This is a genomic window from Pseudomonas sp. EggHat1, from assembly GCF_014892995.1.
Classification (GTDB): domain Bacteria; phylum Pseudomonadota; class Gammaproteobacteria; order Pseudomonadales; family Pseudomonadaceae; genus Aquipseudomonas; species Aquipseudomonas chaetocerotis.
Window position 1 is genome coordinate 364,056 of sequence record NZ_JACKQK010000002.1, and the last position, 26,064, is coordinate 390,119.

22 protein-coding genes are annotated in these 26,064 nt (G+C 61.8%); 15 read left to right on the forward strand and 7 right to left on the reverse strand.

The window, feature by feature from the left end; translation table 11 throughout:
* The first annotated feature begins 83 nt into the window (after positions 1-83).
* Entirely contained in the window at positions 84-2,648 is a 2,565-nt protein-coding gene (gene clpB, locus INS93_RS05935; RefSeq protein WP_192980663.1) for an ATP-dependent chaperone ClpB, read from the forward strand.
* A 180-nt stretch (positions 2,649-2,828) separates the two neighbouring features.
* Here the strand turns inward: clpB and dld are convergent, their stop codons facing one another.
* From dld to INS93_RS05950, 3 genes are all read right to left on the reverse strand, one after another.
* Positions 2,829-4,541 (reverse strand): D-lactate dehydrogenase, encoded by a 1,713-nt coding sequence (gene dld / locus INS93_RS05940; protein ID WP_192980664.1) that lies wholly within the window; start codon positions 4,539-4,541, stop codon positions 2,829-2,831.
* Positions 4,542-4,545: 4 nt separating this feature from the next.
* Positions 4,546-5,685: an FMN-dependent L-lactate dehydrogenase LldD gene (lldD, locus tag INS93_RS05945; protein ID WP_192980665.1), complete on the reverse strand. Its 1,140-nt coding sequence runs from the start codon at positions 5,683-5,685 to the stop codon at positions 4,546-4,548.
* Positions 5,686-5,767: 82 nt separating this feature from the next.
* On the reverse strand, positions 5,768-7,462 hold the full coding sequence (locus tag INS93_RS05950; RefSeq protein ID WP_192980666.1) for an L-lactate permease: 1,695 nt from the start codon (positions 7,460-7,462) through the stop codon (positions 5,768-5,770).
* Positions 7,463-7,757: 295 nt separating this feature from the next.
* Between INS93_RS05950 and INS93_RS05955 the strand changes: the two genes are divergently transcribed.
* Entirely contained in the window at positions 7,758-8,531 is a 774-nt protein-coding gene (locus INS93_RS05955) for an FCD domain-containing protein (RefSeq protein WP_160017268.1), read from the forward strand.
* Between the two features lie 222 nt (positions 8,532-8,753).
* On the opposite strand, the gene smpB is transcribed toward INS93_RS05955, so the two are convergent.
* A complete protein-coding gene (gene smpB, locus INS93_RS05960; RefSeq protein WP_017675350.1) occupies positions 8,754-9,236 on the reverse strand; it encodes an SsrA-binding protein SmpB in 483 nt (160 codons plus the stop codon).
* A gap of 139 nt (positions 9,237-9,375) precedes the next feature.
* Between smpB and INS93_RS05965 the strand changes: the two genes are divergently transcribed.
* The 3 genes from INS93_RS05965 to INS93_RS05975 are packed head-to-tail and all read left to right on the forward strand — an operon-like array spanning position 9,376 to position 11,527.
* A complete protein-coding gene (locus INS93_RS05965; RefSeq protein WP_192980667.1) occupies positions 9,376-10,779 on the forward strand; it encodes a sodium-dependent transporter in 1,404 nt (467 codons plus the stop codon).
* Positions 10,780-11,214 carry a type II toxin-antitoxin system RatA family toxin gene (locus INS93_RS05970; protein ID WP_160017270.1) on the forward strand — a complete coding sequence of 145 codons (435 nt, stop codon included), beginning with the start codon at positions 10,780-10,782 and terminating at the stop codon, positions 11,212-11,214.
* Positions 11,207-11,527, forward strand: coding sequence for an RnfH family protein (locus tag INS93_RS05975; RefSeq protein WP_160017271.1), 321 nt, complete (start codon positions 11,207-11,209; stop codon positions 11,525-11,527). Before INS93_RS05970 ends, INS93_RS05975 begins: the two co-directional genes overlap by 8 nt.
* A 69-nt stretch (positions 11,528-11,596) precedes the next feature.
* Here the strand turns inward: INS93_RS05975 and INS93_RS05980 are convergent, their stop codons facing one another.
* Positions 11,597-12,115, reverse strand: coding sequence for an outer membrane protein assembly factor BamE (locus INS93_RS05980; RefSeq protein ID WP_192980668.1), 519 nt, complete (start codon positions 12,113-12,115; stop codon positions 11,597-11,599).
* Positions 12,116-12,209: 94 nt separating this feature from the next.
* On the opposite strand from INS93_RS05980, the gene fur reads away from it, so the two are divergent.
* A complete protein-coding gene (gene fur, locus INS93_RS05985; RefSeq protein WP_003240531.1) occupies positions 12,210-12,614 on the forward strand; it encodes a ferric iron uptake transcriptional regulator in 405 nt (134 codons plus the stop codon).
* A gap of 83 nt (positions 12,615-12,697) precedes the next feature.
* On the opposite strand, the gene recN is transcribed toward fur, so the two are convergent.
* Positions 12,698-14,386 (reverse strand): DNA repair protein RecN, encoded by a 1,689-nt coding sequence (recN, locus tag INS93_RS05990; protein WP_192980669.1) that lies wholly within the window; start codon positions 14,384-14,386, stop codon positions 12,698-12,700.
* A 19-nt stretch (positions 14,387-14,405) separates the two neighbouring features.
* On the opposite strand from recN, the gene grpE reads away from it, so the two are divergent.
* From grpE to INS93_RS06030, 8 genes are all read left to right on the forward strand, one after another.
* A complete protein-coding gene (gene grpE / locus INS93_RS05995; RefSeq protein ID WP_264294415.1) occupies positions 14,406-15,113 on the forward strand; it encodes a nucleotide exchange factor GrpE in 708 nt (235 codons plus the stop codon).
* Between the two features lie 99 nt (positions 15,114-15,212).
* Positions 15,213-17,129 (forward strand): molecular chaperone DnaK, encoded by a 1,917-nt coding sequence (dnaK, locus tag INS93_RS06000; protein WP_192980671.1) that lies wholly within the window; start codon positions 15,213-15,215, stop codon positions 17,127-17,129.
* A gap of 135 nt (positions 17,130-17,264) precedes the next feature.
* Positions 17,265-18,392 (forward strand): molecular chaperone DnaJ, encoded by a 1,128-nt coding sequence (dnaJ, locus tag INS93_RS06005; RefSeq protein WP_021489335.1) that lies wholly within the window; start codon positions 17,265-17,267, stop codon positions 18,390-18,392.
* 191 nt (positions 18,393-18,583) lie between these two features.
* Positions 18,584-19,387, forward strand: a complete 804-nt coding sequence (dapB, locus tag INS93_RS06010; RefSeq protein WP_192980672.1) for a 4-hydroxy-tetrahydrodipicolinate reductase — start codon at positions 18,584-18,586, stop codon at positions 19,385-19,387.
* A 190-nt stretch (positions 19,388-19,577) separates the two neighbouring features.
* Positions 19,578-20,726, forward strand: coding sequence for a glutamine-hydrolyzing carbamoyl-phosphate synthase small subunit (gene carA, locus INS93_RS06015; RefSeq protein WP_160017278.1), 1,149 nt, complete (start codon positions 19,578-19,580; stop codon positions 20,724-20,726).
* Positions 20,727-20,762: 36 nt separating this feature from the next.
* Positions 20,763-23,984 carry a carbamoyl-phosphate synthase large subunit gene (gene carB, locus INS93_RS06020; RefSeq protein WP_160017279.1) on the forward strand — a complete coding sequence of 1,074 codons (3,222 nt, stop codon included), beginning with the start codon at positions 20,763-20,765 and terminating at the stop codon, positions 23,982-23,984.
* A complete protein-coding gene (greA, locus tag INS93_RS06025; RefSeq protein ID WP_017675338.1) occupies positions 23,981-24,457 on the forward strand; it encodes a transcription elongation factor GreA in 477 nt (158 codons plus the stop codon). The genes carB and greA overlap by 4 nt, the downstream gene beginning before the upstream one ends.
* Complete coding sequence (locus INS93_RS06030) at positions 24,435-24,875, forward strand: DUF4149 domain-containing protein (protein ID WP_192980673.1); 441 nt, start codon at positions 24,435-24,437, stop codon at positions 24,873-24,875. Before greA ends, INS93_RS06030 begins: the two co-directional genes overlap by 23 nt.
* A 71-nt stretch (positions 24,876-24,946) precedes the next feature.
* Here INS93_RS06030 and yhbY read toward each other — a convergent pair whose 3' ends face one another.
* Complete coding sequence (yhbY, locus tag INS93_RS06035; protein WP_045736364.1) at positions 24,947-25,258, reverse strand: ribosome assembly RNA-binding protein YhbY; 312 nt, start codon at positions 25,256-25,258, stop codon at positions 24,947-24,949.
* A gap of 90 nt (positions 25,259-25,348) precedes the next feature.
* On the opposite strand from yhbY, the gene rlmE reads away from it, so the two are divergent.
* The gene (gene rlmE, locus INS93_RS06040; RefSeq protein ID WP_192980674.1) at positions 25,349-25,972 is read left to right on the forward strand and encodes a 23S rRNA (uridine(2552)-2'-O)-methyltransferase RlmE; all 624 of its coding nucleotides are present in this window, start codon (positions 25,349-25,351) and stop codon (positions 25,970-25,972) included.
* The last annotated feature ends 92 nt before the right edge of the window (positions 25,973-26,064 follow it).

The following is a 26,064-nucleotide window of genomic DNA, read 5'->3' on the forward strand; positions in this document are numbered from 1 at the left end:
TCGTCCTTATCTAGTCTGCATCTCGGCGAGTTTCTTTTTTCGGGGATGTTGTCCCGGCTCGCCACTCTGGAGGAAGGACATTTATGCGTATCGATCGTTTGACCAGCAAGCTGCAACTTGCACTCTCCGACGCCCAATCTCTGGCGGTGGGCATGGACCACGCCGCCATCGAGCCGCTGCACCTGATGCAGGCGCTGCTCGAGCAACAGGGCGGTTCGATCAAGCCGCTGCTGATGCAGGTCGGCTTCGACATCAACAGTCTGCGGCAAGCCCTGACCCGAGAAATGGATCAGCTCGGTAAACTGCAGAACCCCACCGGCGACATCAACCTGTCGCAGGATCTGGCGCGTCTGCTCAACCAGGCCGACCGCCTGTCACAGCAACGCGGTGACCAGTTCATTTCCAGCGAGCTGGTGCTGCTCGCGGCGATGGACGAGAACACCAGGCTGGGCAAGCTGCTGCTCGGCCAGGGCGTGTCGAAGAAGGCCCTGGAAAACGCCATCGCCAACCTGCGCGGCGGCCAGGCGGTCAACGACCCCAACGTCGAGGAGTCACGCCAGGCGCTGGACAAGTACACCGTCGACCTGACCAAGCGCGCCGAGGAGGGTAAGCTCGACCCGGTGATCGGTCGTGACGACGAGATTCGTCGCACCATCCAGGTGCTGCAGCGCCGTACCAAGAACAATCCGGTACTGATCGGCGAGCCCGGCGTGGGCAAGACGGCCATCGCCGAGGGCCTGGCCCAGCGCATCATCAATGGCGAAGTACCCGATGGTCTGAAAGACAAGCGCCTGCTGTCGCTGGATATGGGCTCGCTGATCGCCGGCGCCAAGTTCCGTGGCGAGTTCGAGGAGCGTCTGAAAGCCGTGCTCAACGAGCTCTCCAAGCAGGAAGGGCGCATCATTCTGTTCATCGACGAGCTGCACACCATGGTCGGTGCCGGCAAGGCCGAAGGCGCCATGGACGCCGGCAACATGCTCAAACCGGCTCTGGCCCGTGGTGAGCTGCACTGCGTCGGTGCCACCACGCTGGATGAGTACCGCCAGTTCATCGAAAAGGACGCCGCGCTGGAGCGCCGCTTCCAGAAGGTGCTGGTGGACGAGCCGAGCGAGGAAGACACCATCGCCATCCTGCGTGGCCTGAAGGAGCGCTACGAGGTGCACCACGGCGTGACCATCACCGACGGCGCGATCATCGCCGCAGCCAAGCTCAGTCATCGCTACATCACCGACCGTCAGCTGCCGGACAAGGCCATCGACCTGATCGACGAGGCTGCCAGCCGTATCCGCATGGAGATCGACTCCAAGCCTGAGGAACTCGATCGCCTGGATCGTCGCCTGATCCAGTTGAAGATCGAGCGCGAAGCGCTGAAGAAGGAAGACGACGACGCGGCCCTCAAGCGCCTGGAAAAGCTCAAGGAAGACATTGCCCGCCTGGAGAAGGAATACGCTGACCTGGAGGAAATCTGGAAGTCGGAGAAAGCTGAAGTTCAGGGCTCGGCGCAGATCCAGCAACGTATCGAGCAGGCCAAGACCGAACTCGAAGCCGCACGGCGCAAGGGCGACCTCAACCGCATGGCGGAGCTGCAGTACGGCATCATTCCTGACCTGGAGCGCAGCCTGCAGATGGTCGACCAGCACGGCAAGAGCGAGAACCAGCTGCTGCGCAACAAGGTTACCGATGAGGAGATCGCCGAAGTCGTGTCCAAGTGGACCGGTATTCCGGTGAGCAAGATGCTCGAGGGCGAGCGCGAGAAACTGCTGAAAATGGAAGGCCTGCTGCACCAGCGGGTGATCGGCCAGGACGAAGCGGTGGTCGCCGTTGCCAACGCCGTGCGCCGCTCGCGTGCCGGCCTGGCTGACCCGAACCGGCCGAGCGGCTCGTTCCTCTTCCTCGGCCCGACCGGGGTGGGCAAGACCGAGCTGTGCAAGGCGCTGGCCGAGTTCCTCTTCGACACCGAGGAGGCGCTGGTGCGTATCGATATGTCCGAGTTCATGGAGAAGCACAGCGTCGCTCGTCTGATCGGCGCACCACCGGGCTATGTCGGCTACGAAGAGGGTGGTTACCTGACCGAGGCGGTACGCCGTAAGCCGTACTCCGTGGTGCTGATGGATGAAGTCGAGAAGGCTCACCCGGATGTGTTCAACGTGCTGCTGCAGGTACTGGAAGATGGTCGCCTCACCGACAGCCATGGGCGCACCGTGGACTTCAAGAACACGGTGATCGTGATGACCTCCAACCTCGGCTCGGCGCAGATCCAGGAGCTGGTCGGCGACAAGGAAGCGCAGCGCGCGGCGGTGATGGATGCGGTGAGCAGCCACTTCCGCCCTGAGTTCATCAACCGCATCGACGAAGTGGTGGTGTTCGAACCGTTAGGCCGCGAGCAGATCGCTGGTATCGCCGAGATCCAGCTAGGACGTTTGCGTGGTCGTCTGGCCGAGCGTGAGCTGAGTCTGGAGCTGACGCCGGAGGCGCTCGACAAGCTGATCGCCGTCGGTTACGACCCGGTGTACGGCGCCCGCCCGCTCAAGCGTGCGATCCAGCGCTGGATCGAGAACCCGCTGGCGCAACAGATACTCTCCGGCGATTTCGCCCCGGGGGCCGTGGTGCATGCCAAGGTCGACGGCGAAGAGATCGTCTTCGCCTGATCGCTTGCTGCGTAAACGACAAGGCCCGCCAAATTGGCGGGCCTTGTCGTCTGTAGTCGGCGTCAGGTTTTCCCGGATTGCATCCGGGCTACGGTGCAGCGGAGCTATCGTGGGAGGGGCTTCAGCCGCGACCGTCGCCGCTGAAGCGCCTCCCACATCCGTAATAGCGGCTTCAGCGTCTTAGCAGCAATTGCCCCAATGCTTCTGCTTCGAGGTATGGCCGATGCCGGGATTGAAGGTGTTGGTCGGGTCGAGCTCGCGGTAGAACCCCGCCAGCGCCGGCTTGGCCACGTACAGATGGCCGACGTTGTGCTCGGCCGGGTACTCGGCGCGGCGCGCGTCCAGAAGCTTCCACATGCGGTGCTCCATCTCTATCGGGTCGATGCCCTTCCTGACGATGTAGTCCTGATGGAACACGTGGCAGAAGAAGTGCCCGTAGTAGAGCTTGTGGATGATCTGCTCTTCCATCCCCTGCGGCAGCGTCTCGACCCAGTCGCGGTCGTTGCGGCGCAGGGCGATGTCCAGCGCCAGGATGTCCTCAACGCTGCTGCGGTGTGACTCGCGGTAACGGATCGCCGCACCGGCAATGGCGAAGCGATGGAGGAAGGCCTTGCGGCCTTCCTCGGCGTCGCACTCGAAGTAGGCGCCGCTGGCGCTGCCGCTGAAGTACTCGCTGAGGAAGCTGCGGGTCTGCTCCAGCGTGTCGTTGGACACCCGCACCAGCAGGTGATGCTCGTAGCGATCACGGTATTCGCGCATGCGCGCCGGCAGGTGGCTGGGCAGCAGGTTCATCAGGGCCTGGATCACCTTGTCGGTCACCCCGCGCAGGCCGAAGCGTTCGAAGAAGCCATCGACCCGGCTCTTCATCGCGAAGGCGGCCGGCACCTTGGATGTGCCGAAGGTGTCGATCACCAGGAAGGTGTCCTTGCCGTATTTCTCGCCGATGTCGAAGGCGGTGCGATGGATGTATTCCCCGGCAATCGGCAGGCGCGGCAGCCTGGCCAGCAGGTGACGGCGCACTTCGGTGAGGTCGTGCGGGTCGTTGCTGCCGATGTAGAACACCGTGCTCGGTTCCTTGGGGAAGGTATCCAGGCGCACGGCGAACAGGCACAGTTTGCCGGCCGAACCGGAGGCCTCGAACAGGCGCGACGGGTCGGCGTTGAAGCGCGCCGGAGTGTCGGCATCGACATCGCGCACGTGTTCGCCATAGCGAGCGTCGGAGGCCTTGGCGGTTTCCTCGTTGCGCACCTGCTGCGGTGTGTAGTCGCCGCTCTGCAGGCGGGTGAGGATTTCCTCTGGACCGTTGCCCAGCTCGATCCCCAGGTGATTGACCAGCTCCAGCGAACCGTCATCTTTTACCTGCGCGTACAGCGCCAGCTCGGTGTAGGCCGGGCCGCGACGCACCAGGGCGCCGCCAGAGTTGTTGCAGACGCCGCCTAGCACCGAGGCGCCGATGCAGGACGAGCCAATCACCGAATGCGGTTCGCGATTCAGCGGCGCCAGCGCCTGTTCCAGGCGGTCGAGGGTGGCGCCGGGCAGGCACACCACCTGCTCGCCATCGTTGATCAGTTGTACGCCGGTGATGCGCAGGGTGCTGATCAACACGATCTCGCGGTCGTAATCGGCACCGTCGGGGGTGGAGCCGCCGGTAAGCCCGGTATTGGCGGCCTGCATGATGACGATGCGGTCGGCCGCTACGGCCGCCTGCAGGATGCGCCATTGCTCCAGCAAGGAGCCCGGGCGCACCACCGCCAGCACGTTGCCTTCACCCGTACGGTGGCCCTTGCGGAAACGCCGTGTGGCTTGTTCGTCGGTCAGCACGTGGCTGCTGCCGACGATCTGGCGCATCTGTGCCAGCAGAGCGTCACGGGTGATGGAGGCGGCAGCAGTCATTGGCTCAACGCTCCTTTACCAGCAGATCCGGGGTGATTTCGGCAATGGACTTGGCACCGGTCAGCACCATGGCCACGCGCATTTCCTTCTCGATCAGGTCGAGCAGGTTGCTCACGCCAGCACCACCGGCTGCGGCCAGGGCATAGAGGAAGGCACGGCCGAGCAGCACGGTGTCGGCGCCAAGGGCGAGCATGCGCACCACGTCGAGGCCGGTGCGGATACCGGAGTCGGCGAGGATCTTCAGTTCGCCCTTGACCGCGTCGGCGATGGCCGGCAGCGCACGGGCGCTGGACAGCACGCCGTCGAGCTGACGACCACCATGGTTGGAGACGATGATGCCGTCGGCGCCGAAGGTCACGGCATCGCGCGCGTCTTCGGGGTCGAGGATGCCCTTGATCACCATCGGGCCGTCCCAGAAGTCACGGATCCATTCCAGGTCCTTCCAGGAAATCGACGGATCGAAGTTGGCGCCCAGCCAGCCGATGTAGTCGGCCAGGCCGGTCGGGTTGCCGCGATAGGCGGAGATGTTGCCCAGGTCATGCGGTTTGCCCAGCAGGCCGACGTCCCAGGCCCATTGTGGGTGAGTCATGGCCTGCAGCATGCGGCGCAGCGCCGCGTTCGGGCCACTCATGCCGGAGTGCGCGTCACGGTAGCGGGCGCCAGGCACGGGCATGTCGACGGTGAACACCAGCGTCGAGCAGCCGGCGGCCTTGGCGCGCTCCAGTGCGTTCTTCATGAAACCGCGGTCTTTCAGCACGTAGAGCTGGAACCACATAGGCCGGTCGATGGCTGGAGCCACTTCTTCGATCGGGCACACTGAAACGGTGGACAGGGTAAAGGGAATGCCCTTGGCTGCTGCCGCCTTGGCGGCCTGCACTTCGCCACGACGAGCGAACATGCCGGTCAGGCCAACGGGTGCCAGGCCTACCGGCATCGACATCTTCTCGCCGAACAGCTCGGTGGACAGGTCCAGCTCGGACATGTTCTTCAGCACGCGCTGGCGCAGTTCGATGTCCGACAGATCGGCGACGTTGCGGCGCAGGGTGTGCTCGGCGTAGGCGCCGCCATCGGCGTAATGGAACAGGAAGGGGGGCAGCCTGCGTTGAGCGGCAGCGCGATAGTCGGTCGAGGCAGAAATGATCATGGGCTCATCCTGTTGCTGAAAAGGGGAAGCGTAGCCTGACGGCAAATGCCCCGACGATGTCGGGGCGGGCACTATCGGTGCATCAGTGAGGCATCAGCGGATCGCTGACACCCAGCACATAGATCGCGATCATCGCGATGATGCCGGTGAACAGCAGGTAGTACAGCGTCGGCCAGATGGTCTTGCGCAGGGTACTGCCTTCACGGCCGAGCAGGCCAACGGTGGCCGAAGCCGCTACCACGTTGTGGATCGCCACCATGTTGCCGGCGGCGGCGCCAACGGCCTGGACCGCGACGATCAGCGCGCTGGAGATACCCAGGCTGCTGGCCACGCCGAACTGGAACTGGCTGAACATCATGTTGCTGACGGTGTTGGAGCCGGCGATGAAGGCACCCAGGGCACCGATGCTCGGAGCCAGCAGCGGATAGATGCCGCCAACGCTGTCGGCCACCCAGCGCGCCATGAGGATCGGCATGCTGGCCAGCTCGGCGCCGTTGACGCCGGAGTTGATCAGGATACGTACCATCGGCACGGTGAACAGCAACACGAAGCCGGCACTGAGCAATACGCTGGACGACTCTTTCACCGCCTTGCCCAGGTCACGTGCCTTCATGCCATGCAGGAAGAAGGTGGCCAGCACCACGGCAACCAGAATGCCGCCCGGCAGGTACAGCGGCTGGAAGTTGGCGCTGACGCCGGCTTCGCCCATCAGGTCCGGGAAATTCACCACTACCGCTTTCAGCGCGTTGCCCACTTCCGGGAATACACGGCTGATAACCAGCAGGGCGCCGACCAGCACATAGGGTAGCCAGGCGCGCAGTGCGCTCATCGGTTTGGCGGTCAGTTCGTCCAGTTTCATCTCGACGGTGCCCAGCCACTCGCTCGGCCATTTGTCCGCCGGGGCGAAGTCCCAGGTCTTCTTCGGCACCAGGAAGCCAAAGCGTGCGGCGCTGGTGACGATGGCCAGGCCGATCAGGCCGCCCAGCAGCGACGGAAATTCCGGGCCGAGGAAGACGCCGGTGAATACATACGGTACGACGAAGGCCAGCCCGGCGAAAATCGCGAACGGCATGACCTCCAGGCCAGCTTTCCAGCTTTTCTCCTGACCGAAGAAGCGCGTCAGCATCATCGCCATGATGACCGGCATGACCACGCCAACGGTGGCATGGATGATCGCCACTTCACTGGTGATCAACTGCAGGAACTGCGCCCAGGACGAACCCTGCTCGACCAGCTGTGCACCAATGGTGGCGGTATCCAGGCCGGTATTGAGGCCGACGATGATCGGTGTACCGACGGCGCCGAAGGATACCGGCGTGCTTTGTACCAGCATGCCCATCAGCACGGCTGCCATCGCCGGGAAACCGATGGCCACCAGCAGCGGTGCAGCGATGGCGGCTGGCGTACCGAAGCCCGATGCGCCCTCGATGAAGCAACCGAACAGCCAGGCGATGATGATCGCCTGGATGCGCCGGTCAGGGCTGATGGTGGTGAAGCCGGCACGAATGGCGGTGATGCCACCGGAGTGCTTGAGGGTGTTCAGCAGCAGGATGGCGCCGAAAATGATCCACAGCAGGCCGAGGGTGATCAGCAAGCCTTGCAGGGTGGAGGCCAGGACGCGGTTGAAGGTCATGTCCCAGGCGAACAGGCCGACAGCGGCAGTCACCAGGTAGACCAGCGGCATGGCGTGTTTGGCCGGCCAGCGCAGACCGATCAGCAGAACGGCAGCGAGCAGAATCGGCGAGAACGCCAGCAGGGCGAGAATTCCGTTGGACATTGAGTCTTACTCCACACGAACGCGCAGCTGGCGCGGCAGGGATGAGGCGTGATCGAACAGGCTTGCAGCGCGTAGGGCTGTCATGGCGTGACCTCGATGGTTTGTTGTTCTTGTTGGTTAAATTGGTAATACCAATTTACAAAACAGCGGGCTCAGGTTAAAAGTTGCTCAATGGACTGTCAAATCGGGAGGCTAAGACTTTGGTCGTAGTGTGCTTGCTTGTTCAGCGAAGAAGGGCGCTATAGGCTTGCCCTGTCGGGCCTTCAGCCTGGTCAAACCAATGGAGATGTGGGTGATGGAAGTAGGTCAGGTGCGGCAGCGTCGTCTCTCCGATGACATCGTCGCGCAACTGGAAACCATGATTCTCGAGGGCACCTTGCGTGCCGGTGAGAGACTGCCTGCAGAGCGTGCGCTGGCCGAGCAGTTCGGTGTATCTCGTCCGTCCCTGCGTGAAGCGATCCAGAAACTGGTGGCAAAGGGGTTGCTGGTCAGTCGTCAGGGTGGCGGTAACTATGTCGCCGAATCACTCGGCTCGACCTTCAGCGACCCGCTGTTGCAACTGCTGGAGCACAAGGAAGACGCTCAGCGCGACCTGCTGGAATTTCGTCACACGCTGGAAGGCTCCTGCGCCTACTACGCGGCCAGGCGCGCCACGGATATCGACCGCCAGCGTCTAACCGAAGCGTTCGAAGCCTTGCAGGATTGCTACGCGCGAGTCGGCAAGGTGACTCGCGCCGAAGAGGGCGCTGCCGATGCGCGTTTTCACCTGGCGATCGCCGAGGCCAGCCACAACGCCGTTCTGCTACACACCATTCGTGGCTTGTTCGACCTGCTCAAGCGCAACGTGGTGACCAACATCGGCGGCATGTATGCCCAGCGCGAAGAGACCCGCGACATGCTGATCGGGCAGCATCGCGCGCTGTACAAGGCGATCATCGAAGGTCGCGCGGAAGACGCCCGCGAGCTCTCCAATCAGCACATCGACTATGTGCAGGAAGTGCTCTCGGAAGTGCAATTGGAGGCGCGGCGGGTGGAACGGGCGCAGCGGCGCGGAGCTGTCAGGCCGTAGGTACGCCCTGCGCACGGCTGCTGGCCCTCGTTGCGCTAATCCGGTTATGACTCGAAGGGAGATTTTGGTGCACATGGCGCACCCTCAGGGATGTTGCGGCCGAGGCCGCAGGGTGCGCCGCGCGCACCGCACCGGCGGCGGCCTGCGTTGCGGCGGACTGCCTGCGTTCCGCTTCGCCCTACGTCTTGAGCTTTTCTTAAGGCTTGAAGCTTGCAGCTGCTCTTAGTCGTCCTTGCCCTTGCTGCGCATCGCGCGCTGAACCTCGCGGTCGGCGTCACGTTCCTTCTCGGTGTGGCGCTTGTCGAAGTCCTTCTTGCCCTTGGCCAGGGCAATCTCGCATTTGACCAGATGCTGCTTCCAGTACAGCGACAGCGCCACGGCGGTGTAGCCCTTCTGCTGTACGGAGCCGAACAGCTTTTCCAGCTCGCGTTTGTTCAACAGCAGCTTGCGCGTGCGGGTCGGGTCGGCGATGACATGGGTGCTGGCAGTTTTCAGTGGCGTGATGTGGCAGCCCATCAACCAGGCCTCATCGTCCTTGAGTAGCACGTAGCTGTCGACCAGCTGTGCCTTGCCGGCACGCAGGCTCTTCACTTCCCAGCCGGACAGCACCAGGCCGGCCTCGAACTTGTGTTCGATGAAATAGTCATGCAGCGCCTTTTTGTTCAGCGCGATGGTGCCTTGAGGATGTTTCTTTTGCTTAGCCATAGGGCCCGCATTATAGGGAGTCGTCCGCGCCTGCGCTATGGGGCTCTCCTGGCCGGTTGCCGGCTTACGCTTGAGCCTGCCGGGTGAATCTCCGACAATGCGCGATCTTTTTTTCCCGCAGTATGGGGTCTTGGCCGCAATGGCGAGCGACAACGTTTCGATTCATGGTGCCTGGGCCAGTCGCTGGGTGTTCATTCTGGCAGCGACCGGTTCGGCGGTCGGTCTCGGCAATATCTGGAAATTCCCCTACATGACCGGGGTCTACGGCGGCGGTGCGTTCGTCGTCATGTACCTGTTCTGCATCGCCCTGGTGGGTGTGCCGATCATGCTGGCGGAAACCCTGATCGGTCGCCGTGGCCGGCAGAGCCCGGTCAATGCGATGAAGAGTCTGGCGATCGAAGCCGGAGCCTCGAAGCACTGGTCGCTGGCTGCGCTGATGGGGATGGTCGCCGCGCTACTGATTCTGTCGTTCTACAGCGTGGTCGCCGGTTGGTCGCTGGATTACATCATCGGCATGGGCCGTGGCGACTTCACCGGCATCAGCGCCGATGGGGCTGGTGCGGCGTTCGGCGGTCTGACTTCCGATCCGTGGCGGCTGACCCTGTGGCATAGCCTGTTCATGCTGATGACCGCGTTCGTCATCGCCAAGGGGGTGGTGGCGGGTCTGGAGCGCAGCTTGCGTATCATGATGCCGCTACTGTTCGTGCTGTTGCTGGTGCTGTTGGGCTACAGCTTTACCACCGGGCATTTCCGCGAAGGTTTCGACTTCCTCTTCCATTTCGACCCGAGCAAGGTGCAGGACGGCATTCTGGCTGCCATGGGGCATGCCTTCTTCACTTTGAGCGTGGGTGTGGGTTCGATCATGGTCTACGGCGCTTACATGCCGAAGAAGGCTTCGATAGGCGCTACGGTGCTGACCGTCGGCGTGCTCGATACCCTGGTGGCGCTGACTGCGGGTCTGGCGCTGTTCCCCATCGTCTTTGCCGCCGGCCTGGAGCCGGGTGGTGGGCCGGGGCTGATGTTCGTCACCCTGCCGATTGCCTTCGGCAATATCGCTTTCGGTCAGGTGATGGGGTTGATCTTCTTCGTACTGGTGGCTGTTGCAGCATGGAGTTCGTCGATCTCCATGCTGGAGCCGGCCGTAGCCTACTTCGTCGAGAAAACCGGGCGTAGCCGCGCGCAGGTAACCGCCGTGCTGGCGCTGCTGTGCTGGCTGGTGGGGATGGGCACGGTGCTGTCGTTCAATCTTTGGGCCGAGGCCAAGTTCTTCGTCTTCGCCGAGGACGGTTTCCATCTGTTGCAGTGGGGCGCTGAGGGCGGCAAGACGTTCTTCGACAGTATCGATTACCTCACCAGCCGTATCCTGCTGCCGCTGGGCGGGCTGTCTTTCGCCATGTTCGCCGGTTGGGTGCTGAGCCGTGATGCTGTGCGTGAAGAGTTGTCCATCAGAAGCCCGCTGCTGTTCAATCTGGCCCTCTGGCTGATTCGCGTCGTGGCGCCAATCGGCGTGCTGATCGTTTTCATCGCGGAGCTGAGCAAGTAAATGGCTACTCGAATCCAGCGTTCGGCGTTGCTGCCGTACCCGGCTCAGGCACTGTTCGATCTCGTCAACGATGTGGCCGGTTACCCGCAATTTCTGCCCTGGTGCAGCGCCAGTGAGGTATTGGAGGTCAGCGAGACGCACATGCTGGCCAGCCTCGAAGTGGCCAAGGGTGGCATCGGCCAGCGCTTCGTCACGCGTAATGTCCTGCAGCCTGGGCAGCGTATCGAGATGAACCTGCAGGAAGGGCCTTTCACCAGCCTGCATGGCGTCTGGGAATTCAAGGCGTTGGGTGACAAGGCTTGCAAGATCAGTCTGGACCTGACCTTTGACTATGCCGGGCCACTGGTGCGTGCCACGCTGGGCCCGTTGTTCAATCAGGCGGCCAATACCATGGTCGATGCCTTCTGCCAGCGAGCCAAACAGCTGTATGGATAAGCCCAGTATCGCCATCGAAGTGGTCTATGCCCTTGCCGAACGGCAGAAGCTCCTGCGTCTGTCCGTACCGGCAGGCACCACTGTACGCGAGGCCGCGCTGCGTTCTGGTATGCAGCAGTTCTTTCCGGAGCTGGATCTGAGCCAGGCGCCACTGGGTATTTTTGGCAAGGCGGTAGGCAAGCCGGAAGAGCGAGTGCTGGAGGAAGGGGAGCGAGTCGAGATCTATCGGCCGTTGATCGCCGACCCGAAGGAGGTACGCAAGCAGCGTGCGGCCAAAGCCAAGGCCAGGGAAGAAGGCGAAGAGTCGAACTGACCCAGTAGGTCGTAAGGCGGTAGATATGAAAAAGCCCGGATTCGCTCCGGGCTTTTTCGTGTCCGCGTGTTACTGCGGATCGGTGTCCAGCGGCTCGGGAGTCGGGACCGGAACGGTTTCGACCTGATCCACCTCACGCTGAATCTGCTCCAGCAACGAGCCTGGCGCCGGCGGGGTTTCGTCCTGTGGTTTGGCTTGCGGCTGCGCACTGCTGGTGTCGCTGCCTTCGCCCATGATGGCCTGGTCACGGCTGACGCCGGGCATGAAGTCACCGGCCAGACCGACCAGTTGGTCGCTGCCGTCGAATACCAGACTGACGCGTTCCTGCAGGCGCTGACCACCGCCAGGCTGGAGGCTGTACAGATAATCCCAGCGATCGGCATGGAAGGTGTCGGTGATCAACGGGTTGCCCATGATAAACCGCACTTGGCGTCGGGTCATTCCCGGGCGCAGCTGGTCTATCATGTCCTGTGTCACGACATTGCCCTGTTGAATGTCGATCTTGTAAACCCCGGGGAATGAACAACCGGCGAGTGCGAAGAGCCCGGTCAGCGACAGGCTGGTCAGCAAGAGCTTGGTTTTTTGCATCGGAGGGTGACTTCCACTATCTTGGGCAACTTGAACCCCGGATCATACCCGTATTGAAGGGTGCTGCGAAGCAGCATCCATGAGAAAGCAGACCATGGTTGAAAATAACGAACTGCGCAAAGCTGGACTGAAGGTGACTCTGCCACGAGTCAAAATCCTGCAAATGCTCGACAACGCCGAGCACCGCCACATGAGTGCGGAGGATGTCTACAAGGCCCTGATGGAGGCGGGTGAGGACGTTGGCCTGGCCACCGTGTACCGCGTGCTGACTCAGTTCGAGGCTGCCGGCCTGGTGGTACGTCACAACTTCGATGGCGGCCATGCCGTATTCGAGTTGGCTGACAGCGGCCATCACGACCATATGGTCTGCGTCGACTCCGGTGAAGTGATCGAGTTCTTCGACGCCGAGATCGAAAAGCGCCAGAAGGAGATCGTCAAAGAGCACGGTTTCGAGCTGGTCGACCATAACCTGGTGTTGTACGTGCGCAAGAAGAGCTGATTCTTCTGCAGCAATGAGAAAGGCGACCCTGGGGTCGCCTTTTTGCTTTGTCGTGGCCCGGACTGCACCCGGGCTACGTTGCTTCAGGCAGCCTGGGCGCTGGTGACCATCTTGCGGGCGTGAGCCAGGGATTCCTCGGTCAGGTCGACGCCGCCGAGCATGCGGGCGATTTCCTCGACGCGGCCGCTCTCGTCCAGCTTGCTCACGGCGGTAGACGTGGCATCTTCGCCGCGGCGCTTGTGCACGAACAGATGCTGATGACCTTGCGCGGCGACTTGCGGCAGGTGGGTGACGCACAGTACCTGGCCGCGCTCTCCGAGGCGGCGCAGCAATTGTCCGACCACTTCGGCAGTCGGGCCGCCAATACCGACGTCCACTTCGTCGAACACCAGGGTCGGTACGCGCGAGGTCTGTGCGGTGATCACCTGGATCGCCAGGCTGATACGTGACAGTTCACCGCCGGAGGCCACCTTGGCCAGGCCGCGTAGCGGCTGGCCAGGGTTGGCGCTGACCAGGAACTCCACTGTCTCCAGGCCGCTGGCATGGGGCTCTTCGTTGCTCATGGCCTGGAGCTGGATGTTGAAACGCCCGCCGGGCATGCCCAGCGCCTGCATTTCCTGTTCTACGGCCGCGGCCAGGCGCTCGGCAGCATTGCTGCGCAGTGTGCTGAGCTCGGCGGCTTTCTCCTGGTAATGGCGCTCATAGGCGGCCAGCTCTTCGGCCAGACGTTCGCTGGCCTGGTCGTCGGCATTCAGGCCCTCAAGCTCTTCGAACAACTGCTGCTGCAGGGCGGCCAGTTCGGCTGGCTGAATGCGGTGTTTGCGTGCCAGGGTGTAGATGGTGTCCAGGCGCTCTTCGAGAAACTGCTGACGCTCCGGGTCGGCATCGAAGTGATCGAGGAAGCGATTCAGCTCGCCGACGGCTTCTTCCACCTGGATCTGTGCACTGGCCAGCAGGTTGCTGGCTTCGTTCAAGGCGCCGCCCTGGCCACCGAATGCGCCCAGGCGGTTGAGGCTGGCGGTCAGCGCCGACAGCACGTTGCCAGCATCGCTCTCGCTGCACAGGTCGAGCACCTGGCGACAGGCCGCAAGGAGCGATTCAGCATTGCTCAGGGCCTTGTGTTCCTGTTCCAGCTGTTCCAGTTCGTTGTCGCCCAGCGCCAGATTTTCCAGCTCTTCGAGTTGATAGCTGAGCAGTTGGTGGCGCGCGCGCAGCTCGTCGCCCTGACTGGAAATACGTTCCAGCTCGTTGCGCGTCTGCTTCCAGCGCTGCGCGGCGAGTTGCACCTGGCGCGCGAGATCCTGGCTGCCAGCGTATTCGTCGAGCAGGCGACGGTGGGTATCGGTCTTGAGCAGCGACTGATGCTCGTGCTGGCTGTGGATATCGATGATCAGCTCGCCCAGGGCCTTGAGGTCGGCCTGCGGGCAGGGGCTGCCGTTGATATAGCCGCGCGAGCGGCCTTCGGCGGTGATCACCCGACGCAGGATGCACGGGCCGTCCTGATCCTGGTTATGGCCCAGATCCCGCTCGGCGAGCCAGGCACGGGCTTCGGGAATTTCCGCCAGGTCGAAGCTGGCGAGAATGTCAGCCTTGTCCGCGCCTGGGCGTACCACGCCGCTGTCGGCGCGATCACCCAGGCACAGGCCGAGGGCGTCGAGCATGATCGACTTGCCGGCACCGGTTTCGCCGCTGATGGCGCTCATGCCGGCATCCAGCTCGAGATCCAGGTGGTCGACGATGGCGTAGTTGTGAATGGACAGGTGCACCAGCATGGCGAACGCTCCCGAATTGATGTCTGGTTATTTATACAGTGTTTTTTCTTTCTCTGGCAATCCTCCCTATTGCCCCTTGAAACCTGTGGAATTGACTCCATATAGGCGGCAGGAGCGCGAGTCGGTATCGCGCCAGTTTTTTCGAGAGGAGAAAGGCATGGCTGACGAACAGACCCTGGATACGCAGAATCCCGAGGCGCAGGCAGCGGAAGCTGTGGCGCCTGGTGACGAGCTGGCTGCTCGCGTGCAAACGCTGGAAGAGCAACTGGCCGCTGCGCAGGATCAGTCGCTGCGCATGGCTGCCGACCTGCAAAACGTGCGTCGTCGCGCGGAGCAGGATGTAGAGAAGGCACACAAATTTGCGCTGGAAAAGTTCGCTGGCGATCTGCTGCCGGTAATCGACAGCCTGGAGCGCGGCCTGGAGCTGTCCAGCCCTGACGACGTATCGATCAAGGCTGTGCGTGAGGGCATGCAACTGACCCTCAAACTGTTCCATGACACCCTGGCTCGCTACAACCTGGAAGCCATCGACCCGCATGGTGCGCCGTTCAACCCGGAGCATCACCAGGCCATGGCCATGGAAGAGAGTATTCATGCCGAGCCGAACTCGGTGCTCAAGGTGTTCCAGAAGGGCTATCTGCTCAATGGCCGCCTGCTGCGTCCGGCCATGGTTGTGGTCAGCAAGGCGCCAATGACGCCGCCGCCGAGTATCGACGAGCAGGCTTGAAATCAGCCGAAACGACCCCATTTTTAAGTCAAGCGTTTTAGTGCTGCCGGCGCCCGAGAAACGAGGCGACGGAAAAATCAAAGTTTCGGGAGAACATTCATGGGCAAAATTATCGGTATCGACCTGGGGACCACCAACTCCTGTGTCTCCATTCTGGAAAATGGCAACGTCAAGGTAATCGAGAACGCCGAAGGCGCGCGCACCACGCCGTCCATCATCGCTTACGCCAACGACGGTGAAATCCTCGTGGGCCAGTCGGCCAAGCGTCAGGCTGTGACCAATCCGCACAACACCCTGTATGCGGTGAAGCGTCTGATCGGTCGTCGCTTCGACGAAGAAGTCGTACAGAAAGACATTCAGATGGTGCCGTACAAGATCGCCAAGGCTGACAACGGTGACGCCTGGGTTGAAGTGAACGGCCAGAAGATGGCGCCGCCGCAAATCTCGGCTGAAATTCTCAAGAAGATGAAGAAGACCGCCGAAGACTATCTCGGCGAAGCGGTCACCGAAGCGGTCATCACCGTTCCGGCCTACTTCAACGACAGCCAGCGTCAGGCCACCAAGGATGCAGGTCGCATCGCCGGTCTGGACGTCAAGCGCATCATCAACGAGCCGACTGCGGCCGCACTGGCCTATGGCATGGACAAGGCCAAGGGCGACCACACCGTGATCGTCTATGACTTGGGTGGCGGTACCTTCGACGTTTCCGTTATCGAGATCGCCGAAGTCGATGGCGAGCACCAGTTCGAAGTGTTGGCCACCAACGGTGACACCTTCCTCGGTGGTGAAGATTTCGATATTCGTCTGATCGACTACCTCGTCGACGAATTCAAGAAAGAAACCGGCATGAACCTCAAGGGCGACCCGCTGGCCATGCAGCGCCTCAAGGAAGCCGCCGAGAAGGCCAAGATCGAGCTGTCCTCGAGCCAGCAGACCGACGTCAACCTGCCGTACATCACTGCAGATGCCACCGGTCCGAAGCACCTGAACGTGAAGATCTCCCGTTCCAAGCTCGAATCGCTGGTCGAAGACCTGGTACAGCGCACCATCGAACCTTGCCGTATCGCGCTGAAGGATGCCGGTGTCGACGTCGGTTCGATCAACGATGTGATCCTGGTCGGTGGTCAGACCCGCATGCCGCTGGTGCAGAAGCTGGTGACCGAGTTCTTCGGCAAGGAAGCGCGCAAGGACGTCAACCCGGACGAAGCCGTTGCCATGGGTGCAGCGATTCAGGGCGCCGTTCTGGCCGGTGACGTCAAGGACGTGCTGCTGCTCGACGTATCTCCGTTGACCCTGGGTATCGAAACCATGGGTGGCGTGATGACCGCGCTGATCGAGAAGAACACCACCATTCCGACCAAGAAGTCGCAGGTGTTCTCCACTGCCGATGACAACCAGAGCGCCGTGACCATTCACGTGCTGCAGGGTGAGCGCAAGCAGGCCGCACAGAACAAGTCGCTAGGCAAGTTCGACCTGGCCGAAATTCCGCCGGCTCCGCGTGGCGTGCCGCAGATCGAAGTGACCTTCGACATCGATGCCAACGGTATCCTGCACGTTTCCGCCAAGGACAAGGCCACTGGCAAGCAGCAGTCCATCGTGATCAAGGCCAACTCCGGTCTGTCCGATGATGAAATCGAGCGTATGGTGCGCGACGCCGAGGCCAACGCCGAGGAAGACCGCAAGTTCGAAGAGTTGGCCACTGCGCGTAACCAGGGCGATCAGTTGGTGCACGCCACTCGCAAGATGCTCACCGAGGCTGGCGACAAGGCCACTGCCGACGAGAAAGCGGCCATCGAGAAGGCCATTGGCGAACTGGAAGTGGCCGTGAAAGGCGACGACAAGGAAGCCATCGAGGCCAAGATGAACGCACTGTCCGAGGCCACCACGCCGCTGGCGCAGAAGATGTATGCCGAGCAGCCACAGGGCGGTGCCGCCCAGGCTGACGCTGGCGACGCCAAGGATGCCGGTGACGACGTGGTCGACGCTGAGTTCGAAGAGGTCAAGGAGAACAAGTAAGGGATGCGGCCTGCTCGGCGGGCCGCCTCTTCTTTACGCTCCACCGTCGCTCGCGACGGGCAGGATTCGCCGCGCGGGAGCCTTCTCCCGCGTCGGCGTATCTGGAGCTCACGAATCTGAGAGTGCAGCACAACTATGGCAAAACGTGATTATTACGAGATCCTGGGGGTCGAGCGCGGCGCTAGTGAAGCCGAGCTGAAGAAGGCCTACCGGCGCCTGGCGATGAAATATCACCCGGACCGCAACCCGGACGACAAAGACGCCGAAGAGAAATTCAAGGAGGCCAACGAGGCCTACGAAGTACTTTCTGACGCGGCCAAGCGTTCGGCCTACGACCAATACGGCCACGCCGGGGTCGACCCGCAGATGGGCGGCGGTGGTGGCGCTGGTTTCGGTGGCGCCAACTTCTCCGATATCTTCGGTGATGTGTTCAGCGACTTCTTCGGCGGTGCTCGCGGTGGCTCGCGTGGCGGTGCTCAGCGCGGCTCGGACCTGCGCTACACCCTCGAGCTGGATCTGGAAGAAGCGGTGCGCGGCACCACCGTGACCATCCGCGTGCCGACCCTGGTCGGCTGCAAGACCTGCGATGGTTCAGGCGCCAAGAAGGGCACCAGCCCGGTCACCTGTACCACTTGTGGTGGCATCGGTCAGGTGCGCATGCAGCAGGGCTTCTTCTCCGTGCAGCAGACCTGCCCGCGTTGCCACGGCAGCGGCAAGATGATCACCGACCCTTGTGGCAGCTGCCATGGCCAGGGGCGCGTGGAAGAGAGCAAGACGCTGTCGGTCAAGGTGCCGCCAGGTGTCGACACCGGTGATCGCATTCGTCTGTCCGGCGAAGGTGAGGCCGGCACGCATGGCGGTCCGGCCGGTGACCTGTATGTGGTGGTCAACGTCCGTGAGCATGCGATCTTCCAGCGTGACGGCAAGCATCTGTACTGCGAAGTGCCGATCAGCTTCGCCGATGCGGCGCTGGGCGGCGAACTGGAAGTGCCGACCCTCGACGGTCGGGTCAAGCTGAAGATTCCGGAAGGTACTCAGACCGGCAAGCTGTTCCGTCTGCGTGGCAAGGGCGTGGCTCCGGTGCGCGGTGGTGCGGCGGGTGATCTGATGTGCCGCGTCGCAGTGGAAACGCCGGTCAACCTGAACAAGCGCCAGCGCGAGCTGCTCGATGAGTTCCGCAAGTCGCTGCAGGGTGACGATTCCCACTCGCCCAAGGCCAGTGGCTGGTTCGAGGGCGTGAAGCGCTTCTTCGGCGACGTTTAACAGGCTGTTGAAAAACGTAGGCGAGGCAGGCAAGACAAGGAAAAAGCGGCCGAAAAAGCGCAGTTTACGAGTTGTAAATGAGCATTTTGAGGCCGTTTTTGACGCAGTATTGCCAACGCAGGTAGTTTTTCAACGGCCTGTTAACCCCAAAGCGCCCCGGTGATGCTGGGGCGAAAGCTTGGAGCTGATGTATGCAACGTATTGCAGTGATGGGCGCCGCCGGGCGTATGGGCAAGACCCTGATCGAAGCTGTCAGTCAGGCCGAGGGTGCCAAGCTCAGTGCCGCCATCGACCGCGCCGACAGCAGCCTGATCGGTGTCGATGCCGGTGAGCTGGTGGGGTTGGGCAAGATTGGAGTGACCCTGGCGGGCGATCTGAGCACGGTGGTCGATGATTTCGACGTGCTGATCGACTTCACTCATCCCTCGGTGACGCTGAAGAATCTGGAAGTCTGCCGCCAGGCGGGCAAGGCCATGGTGATCGGCACTACGGGCTTCACTGTTGAGGAGAAGCAGAAACTGAGCGAAGCAGCCAAGCAGATTCCTATCGTCTTTGCCGCCAACTTCAGCGTCGGCGTCAACCTGTGCCTGAAACTGCTGGATACCGCTGCCCGTGTATTGGGTGATGACGTGGACATCGAGATCATCGAGGCCCACCACCGGCACAAGGTCGATGCGCCATCCGGCACCGCGCTGCGCATGGGTGAAGTGGTTGCTGATGCCCTGGGGCGTGATCTGCAGAAGGTCGCTGTCTACGGTCGTGAAGGTCAGACTGGCGCGCGTGAGCGTGAAACCATTGGTTTCGCCACCGTGCGTGCCGGTGACGTGGTGGGTGATCACACCGTGCTGTTCGCTGCCGATGGCGAGCGCGTGGAGATCACGCACAAGGCCTCCAGCCGCATGACCTTCGCCAAGGGCGCGGTACGTTCTGCGCTATGGTTGCAGCAGCGTTCGCCTGCTCTGTATGACATGCAGGACGTGTTGGGCCTGCGTTGATGCAAATGTGTGACTGAAGCGTCTTATCGGGTGGACCGAAAAAGGGTTTTCCTGTAAGCTTCCTGTTTTAGTGTGTCCACTAAAAGTTACGCAGAATGGCTCAAATAAAAAAGCGGGATGACCTTCACACGTCATCCCGCTTTTTTACAACCTGCGTTTGCTTCAAGCCTTGATCGAGACGGAGGTCTTCTTGACTAAGCCAGCCCCCAAACCTGCCATTTTGGCCCTTGCTGACGGCAGCATTTTTCGCGGCGATTCCATCGGGGCCGATGGCCAGACGATCGGAGAGGTGGTGTTCAACACCGCCATGACCGGCTATCAGGAAATCCTTACCGATCCATCCTATGCCCAGCAGATCGTTACCCTGACTTACCCGCACATCGGCAACACCGGCACCACGCCGGAAGATGCCGAGTCCAACCGCGTTTGGGCCGCTGGCCTGATCATTCGTGACCTGCCGCTGATCTCCAGCAACTGGCGCGACAAGCAACCGCTGGACGAATACCTGAAGGCCAACGGCACCGTCGCCATCGCCGGTATCGATACTCGCCGCCTGACCCGCATCCTGCGCGAGAAGGGTTCGCAGAATGGCTGCATCCTGGTCGGTGACGACGCCACGGAAGAGAAAGCACTGGAGCTGGCGCGCAGCTTCCCGGGCCTCAAGGGCATGGACTTGGCCAAGGTGGTCAGTTGCACCGAGCGCTACGAGTGGCGCGAAAGCACCTGGAACCTGCAGTCCGACAGCCATCCGGAAATTCCGGCCAGTGAGCTGCCTTACCACGTGGTCGCCTACGACTACGGCGTGAAGCTGAACATCCTGCGCATGCTGGTCGAGCGTGGCTGCCGCCTGACTGTGGTACCAGCGCAAACTCCGGCCAGCGACGTGCTGGCGCTCAATCCTGATGGTGTGTTCCTTTCCAACGGTCCTGGCGATCCCGAGCCGTGCGACTACGCGATCAAGGCGATCAAGGACGTTCTGGAAACCGATATCCCGGTATTCGGCATCTGCCTCGGCCATCAGTTGCTGGCCCTGGCTTCCGGTGCCAAGACCCTGAAAATGGGCCACGGCCACCACGGCGCCAACCACCCGGTGCAGGATCTCGACAGCGGCGTGGTGATGATCACCAGCCAGAACCACGGTTTCGCCGTGGACGAAAGCAGCCTGCCAGGCAACCTGCGTGCGATCCACAAGTCGCTGTTCGATGGCACCCTGCAGGGCATCGAGCGTACCGACAAGGACGCCTTCAGCTTCCAGGGTCACCCCGAGGCGAGCCCAGGCCCACACGATGTCGCCCCGCTGTTCGACCGCTTCATCGAAGCCATGGCCAAGCGCCGCTAAGCCCGCCGACTGACCTACGGATTCGAGAGAGAAAAAATGCCAAAACGTACAGACATCAAAAGTATCCTGATCCTCGGCGCCGGCCCCATCGTCATCGGCCAGGCCTGCGAGTTCGACTACTCCGGTGCCCAGGCCTGCAAGGCGCTGAAGGAAGAAGGTTTCCGCGTCATCCTGGTGAACTCCAACCCAGCCACCATCATGACTGACCCGTCGATGGCCGACGCCACCTACATCGAACCGATCAAGTGGGCCACCGTGGCCAAGATCATCGAGAAGGAGCGCCCCGACGCCCTGCTGCCGACCATGGGTGGCCAGACCGCTCTGAACTGCGCGCTGGATCTGGAGCGCCATGGTGTGCTGGAGAAATTCGGCGTCGAGATGATCGGTGCCAACGCCGACACCATCGACAAGGCTGAAGACCGTTCGCGCTTCGACAAGGCGATGAAGGACATCGGCCTGGCCTGCCCGGTATCCGGCATCGCCCACAGCATGGAAGATGCCTACGGCGTACTGGAGAAGGTCGGCTTCCCGTGCATCATCCGTCCGTCCTTCACCATGGGCGGCACCGGTGGCGGCATCGCCTACAACCGTGAAGAGTTCGAAGAAATCTGCGCCCGCGGTCTCGACCTGTCGCCGACCAGCGAACTGCTGATCGACGAGTCGTTGATCGGCTGGAAGGAATACGAGATGGAGGTGGTCCGCGACAAGAAGGACAACTGCATCATCGTCTGCTCCATCGAGAACTTCGACCCGATGGGCGTGCACACCGGTGACTCGATCACCGTCGCGCCGGCACAGACCCTGACCGACAAGGAATACCAGATCCTGCGTAACGCATCCTTGGCGGTGCTGCGCGAGATCGGCGTGGAAACCGGCGGCTCCAACGTGCAGTTCGGTATCTGCCCGAACACCGGCCGTATGGTCGTGATCGAGATGAACCCGCGCGTTTCCCGCTCCTCGGCGCTGGCTTCCAAGGCCACCGGTTTTCCGATCGCCAAGATCGCCGCCAAGCTGGCTGTCGGTTACACCCTTGATGAGCTGTCCAACGACATCACTGGCGGGCGTACGCCGGCGTCGTTCGAGCCGGCCATCGACTATGTGGTAACCAAGGTGCCGCGCTTCGCCTTCGAGAAATTCCCGAAAGCCGACGCCCGCCTGACCACTCAGATGAAGTCCGTGGGCGAAGTCATGGCCATCGGCCGTACCTTCCAGGAGTCCATGCAGAAAGCCCTGCGCGGCCTGGAAGTAGGTGTTGCCGGCTTCGATCCGAAGCTCGACCTGAACGACCCGGAAGCCGAAAGCACCCTGCGTCGCGAGTTGACCGTGCCTAGCGCCGACCGCATCTGGTACGTGGCCGATGCCTTCCGCGCCGGCAAGACCGTCGCCGAAGTCTTCGAGCTGACCCGTATCGACGAGTGGTTCCTGGTGCAGATCGAGGATCTGGTCAAGGACGAGGCCGCCGTGCAGACCCTCGGTCTGTCGGCCATCGACCGCGACCTGATGTTCAAGCTCAAGCGCAAGGGCTTCTCCGATGCGCGCCTGGCCAAGCTGCTGGGTGTTTCCGAGAAGAGCCTGCGTGCTCATCGCCACAAGCTGAAAGTGCTGCCGGTGTACAAGCGTGTGGACACCTGCGCCGCCGAGTTCGCCACTGACACCGCCTACATGTACTCGACCTACGAGGAAGAGTGCGAGGCCAATCCGTCGAGCCGTGAGAAGATCATGATCCTCGGTGGCGGCCCCAACCGTATCGGCCAAGGTATCGAATTCGACTACTGCTGCGTACACGCTGCGCTGGCCATGCGTGAAGACGGTTACGAGACCATCATGGTCAACTGCAACCCGGAAACCGTCTCCACCGACTACGACACGTCCGACCGCCTGTACTTCGAGCCGGTGACCCTGGAAGACGTGCTGGAAATCGTCCGCGTCGAGCAGCCCAAGGGCGTCATCGTCCAGTACGGCGGCCAAACCCCGCTGAAGATCTGTCGCGCGCTGGAAGAAGCGGGCGTGCCGATCATCGGCACCAGCCCCGAGGCCATCGACCGCGCCGAAGACCGCGAGCGCTTCCAGCAGATGGTTCAGCGCCTGAACCTGCGCCAGCCGGCCAACGCCACTGCGCGCAGCGAAGACGAGGCTCTCGCTCTGTCGAAGGGCATCGGTTACCCGATGGTGGTGCGTCCTTCCTACGTACTGGGCGGCCGGGCGATGGAAATCGTCTACCAGGAAGAAGAGCTCAAGCGCTACATGCGCGAAGCGGTGAAAGTCTCCAACGATAGCCCGGTGCTGCTCGATCGCTTCCTCAACTGCGCCATCGAAGTGGACGTGGATGCGGTGTGCGACGGCGAGACCGTGGTGATCGGCGCGATCATGCAGCACATCGAGCAGGCTGGCGTGCACTCTGGTGACTCCGCATGCTCGCTGCCGCCGTACTCGCTGCCGATGCACATCCAGGACGAGATCCGCGATCAGGTCAAGAAAATGGCCCTGGAGCTCGGCGTGGTCGGTCTTATGAACGTGCAGATGGCCGTGCAGGGCGAGGACATCTACGTCATCGAGGTGAACCCGCGCGCCTCGCGTACCGTGCCGTTCGTCTCCAAGTGCGTCGGCGAGTCGCTGGCCAAGGTGGCTGCGCGCGTCATGGCTGGCAAGAGCCTGGCCGAGGCCGGTTACAGCAAGGAAATCATCCCGCCGTTCTTCAGCGTCAAGGAAGCGGTATTCCCCTTCGCCAAGTTCCCCGGCGTCGACCCGATCCTCGGCCCGGAGATGAAGTCTACCGGTGAAGTCATGGGTGTCGGTGACACCTTCGGCGAAGCCTTCGCCAAGGCCCAGCTGGGTGCCAGCGAGATTCTGCCGAACTCCGGTTGCGCCTTCATCAGCGTCCGTGAAGACGACAAGCCGGAAGCCGTTCAGGTCGCCCGTGATCTGGTTGCGTTGGGCTTCGAGGTAGTCGCCACTGCCGGCACCGCCAAGGTGATCGAGGCGGCTGGTCTGCCAGTTCGTCGAGTGAACAAGGTGACTGAAGGTCGTCCGCATGTCGTCGACATGATCAAGAACGACGAAGTGACCCTGATCATCAATACCACCGAGGGGCGTCAGTCGATTGCTGACTCCTACTCGATCCGTCGTAACGCCCTGCAGCACAAGATCTACTGCACCACCACCATCGCGGCGGGTCAGGCGGTCTGTGAAGCGCTCAAGTTCGGCCCGGAGAAGACTGTGCGCCGGCTGCAGGATCTGCATGCAGGAATCAAGGCATGATCAAATACCCAATGACCGTCCAGGGCGCTCGCGCCCTGGAAGAAGAGCTGGCGCACCTGACCAAGGTGGTTCGCCCGAAACTCAGTCAGGACATCGGTGAAGCCCGCGAGCTGGGTGATCTCAAGGAAAACGCCGAATACCACGCCGCGCGTGAGCAGCAGGGCATGGTCGAAGCGCGTGTGCGTGATATCGAAGGTCGTCTGCAGAACGCAGTGATCATCGATGTCACTACCATCGAGCACACCGGCAAGGTGATCTTCGGCACCACGGTGGAGATTGCCAACGTCGAGACCGACGAAAGCGTGACCTACCAGATCGTTGGCGAAGACGAAGCCGACATCAAGCAGGGCAAGATCTCCGTTGGTTCACCCATTGCCCGTGCCCTGATCGGCAAGAGCGAGGGTGATGTGGTGGCGGTGCAGACCCCCAGTGGCCTGATCGAGTACGAGATTGTCGAAGTCCGTCATATCTAAACCGCAACAGCCGTCTCGGGCGGCTGCCGTCAGTTGGCAGCTGGCCCAGACCCTCTGGGTGGGCGGTTTGTGGTTGTTGCAGTTCGTCATTCTGCCGGCTATTGGCCAAAGCGGTCTGGCGCCTCTGCTGGTGCAGGAGATATCTGCGCGGCTGGTGCCGTTGTTGGTTGGTCTGACAGCGGTGTGCGTTGCGCTGCAGGCTTTTGCCTTGTTGCGCGGTGAAGGTCTGTCGAGCCTGTTGCGGGATATGCGTGGGCAGCTGCTGCTGACCGTTGCGGTCATGGCCCTGAGCTACTTCGCAGTGTTGCACTACCGGCCCGAGGTCGAGTACTGGCTACGCTTTAGCTACCTGGTGATGGCATTTTGCGGGTTGCTGCTGGTGCTGCAGCCCGTGCCAGGGGCGCCGGCGAGGCGCTAACTGCGCTTGCAGGCGTGAATTCATTCGCGATCCGGGCGCGCCATGCTTGCCCGTGATCGCGATGCAGCGCCTCAACCCTGGTAACGAATAACGTTGGACAGGTTGCGATTCGGCTTGGGGTTCTTGCGATAGAGCAGGGCGACCTTGCCAATCGACTGGACCAGTTCCGCGCGTCCGTTCTCGCACAGGGCTACAATGGCCGCCTGGCGATCCTCGCGTTCGGTGAGGCGCAGCTGTACCTTGATCAGCTCGTGATCGTTCAGGGCACGGTCCAGTTCGGCCAGCACGCCCTCGGTCAAACCATTGTCAGCCACGATCAATACAGGTTTCAGATGGTGGCCGATAGATTTGAATTGCTTCTTCTGCTCTTGAGTGAGCGGCATAATCGTTAGTACCTAATTCGGTCTGGAAAACGGCGCCTATCTTACCCGAGCCCGCGCAGTTATTCATGACCCGTTGAGTCAGAGGTTTCAGTGGCACGTTCCAAGACCAGCCAGCGTTGGCTGAAAGAACATTTCGATGATCCATACGTGAAGATGGCGCAGAAGGACGGCTATCGTTCACGCGCCAGCTACAAGCTGCTGGAAATCCAGGAGAAGGATCGCATCCTGCGCCCGGGCATGACCGTGGTCGACCTCGGCGCTGCGCCAGGCGGCTGGTCGCAGGTCACCAGTCGAGTGATCGGCGACAAAGGGCGGCTGATCGCCTCGGATATTCTGGAGATGGACAGCATTCCCGATGTCACCTTCATTCAGGGTGATTTCACCGATGACGCGGTGTTTGCGCAGATTCTCGACGCCATCGGCGAAAATCCGGTGGACCTTGTTATTTCCGATATGGCCCCCAATATGAGTGGGGTAAGAACCGCCGATCAGGCGCGCGCGATGTATCTGTGCGAGCTGGCGCTGGATCTGGCCGGGCGTGTGTTGCGTCCAGGTGGCGATTTTCTGATCAAGATTTTCCAGGGTGAAGGTTTCGACGCTTACCACAAGCAGGTGCGCGAGACGTTCGACAAGGTGCAGATGCGCAAGCCGCTGTCCTCGCGTGATCGCTCCCGTGAGCAATATCTGTTGGCGCGCGGCTTTCGCGGGATGTGAGTTGAAACTGGTGCCCGCCCTGTCGGTCTCAGTGGCAGAAACCTCATAAAGGGTTACAGACGGCGCCTGCGGGACGCGGGCGTTTGGTGTAA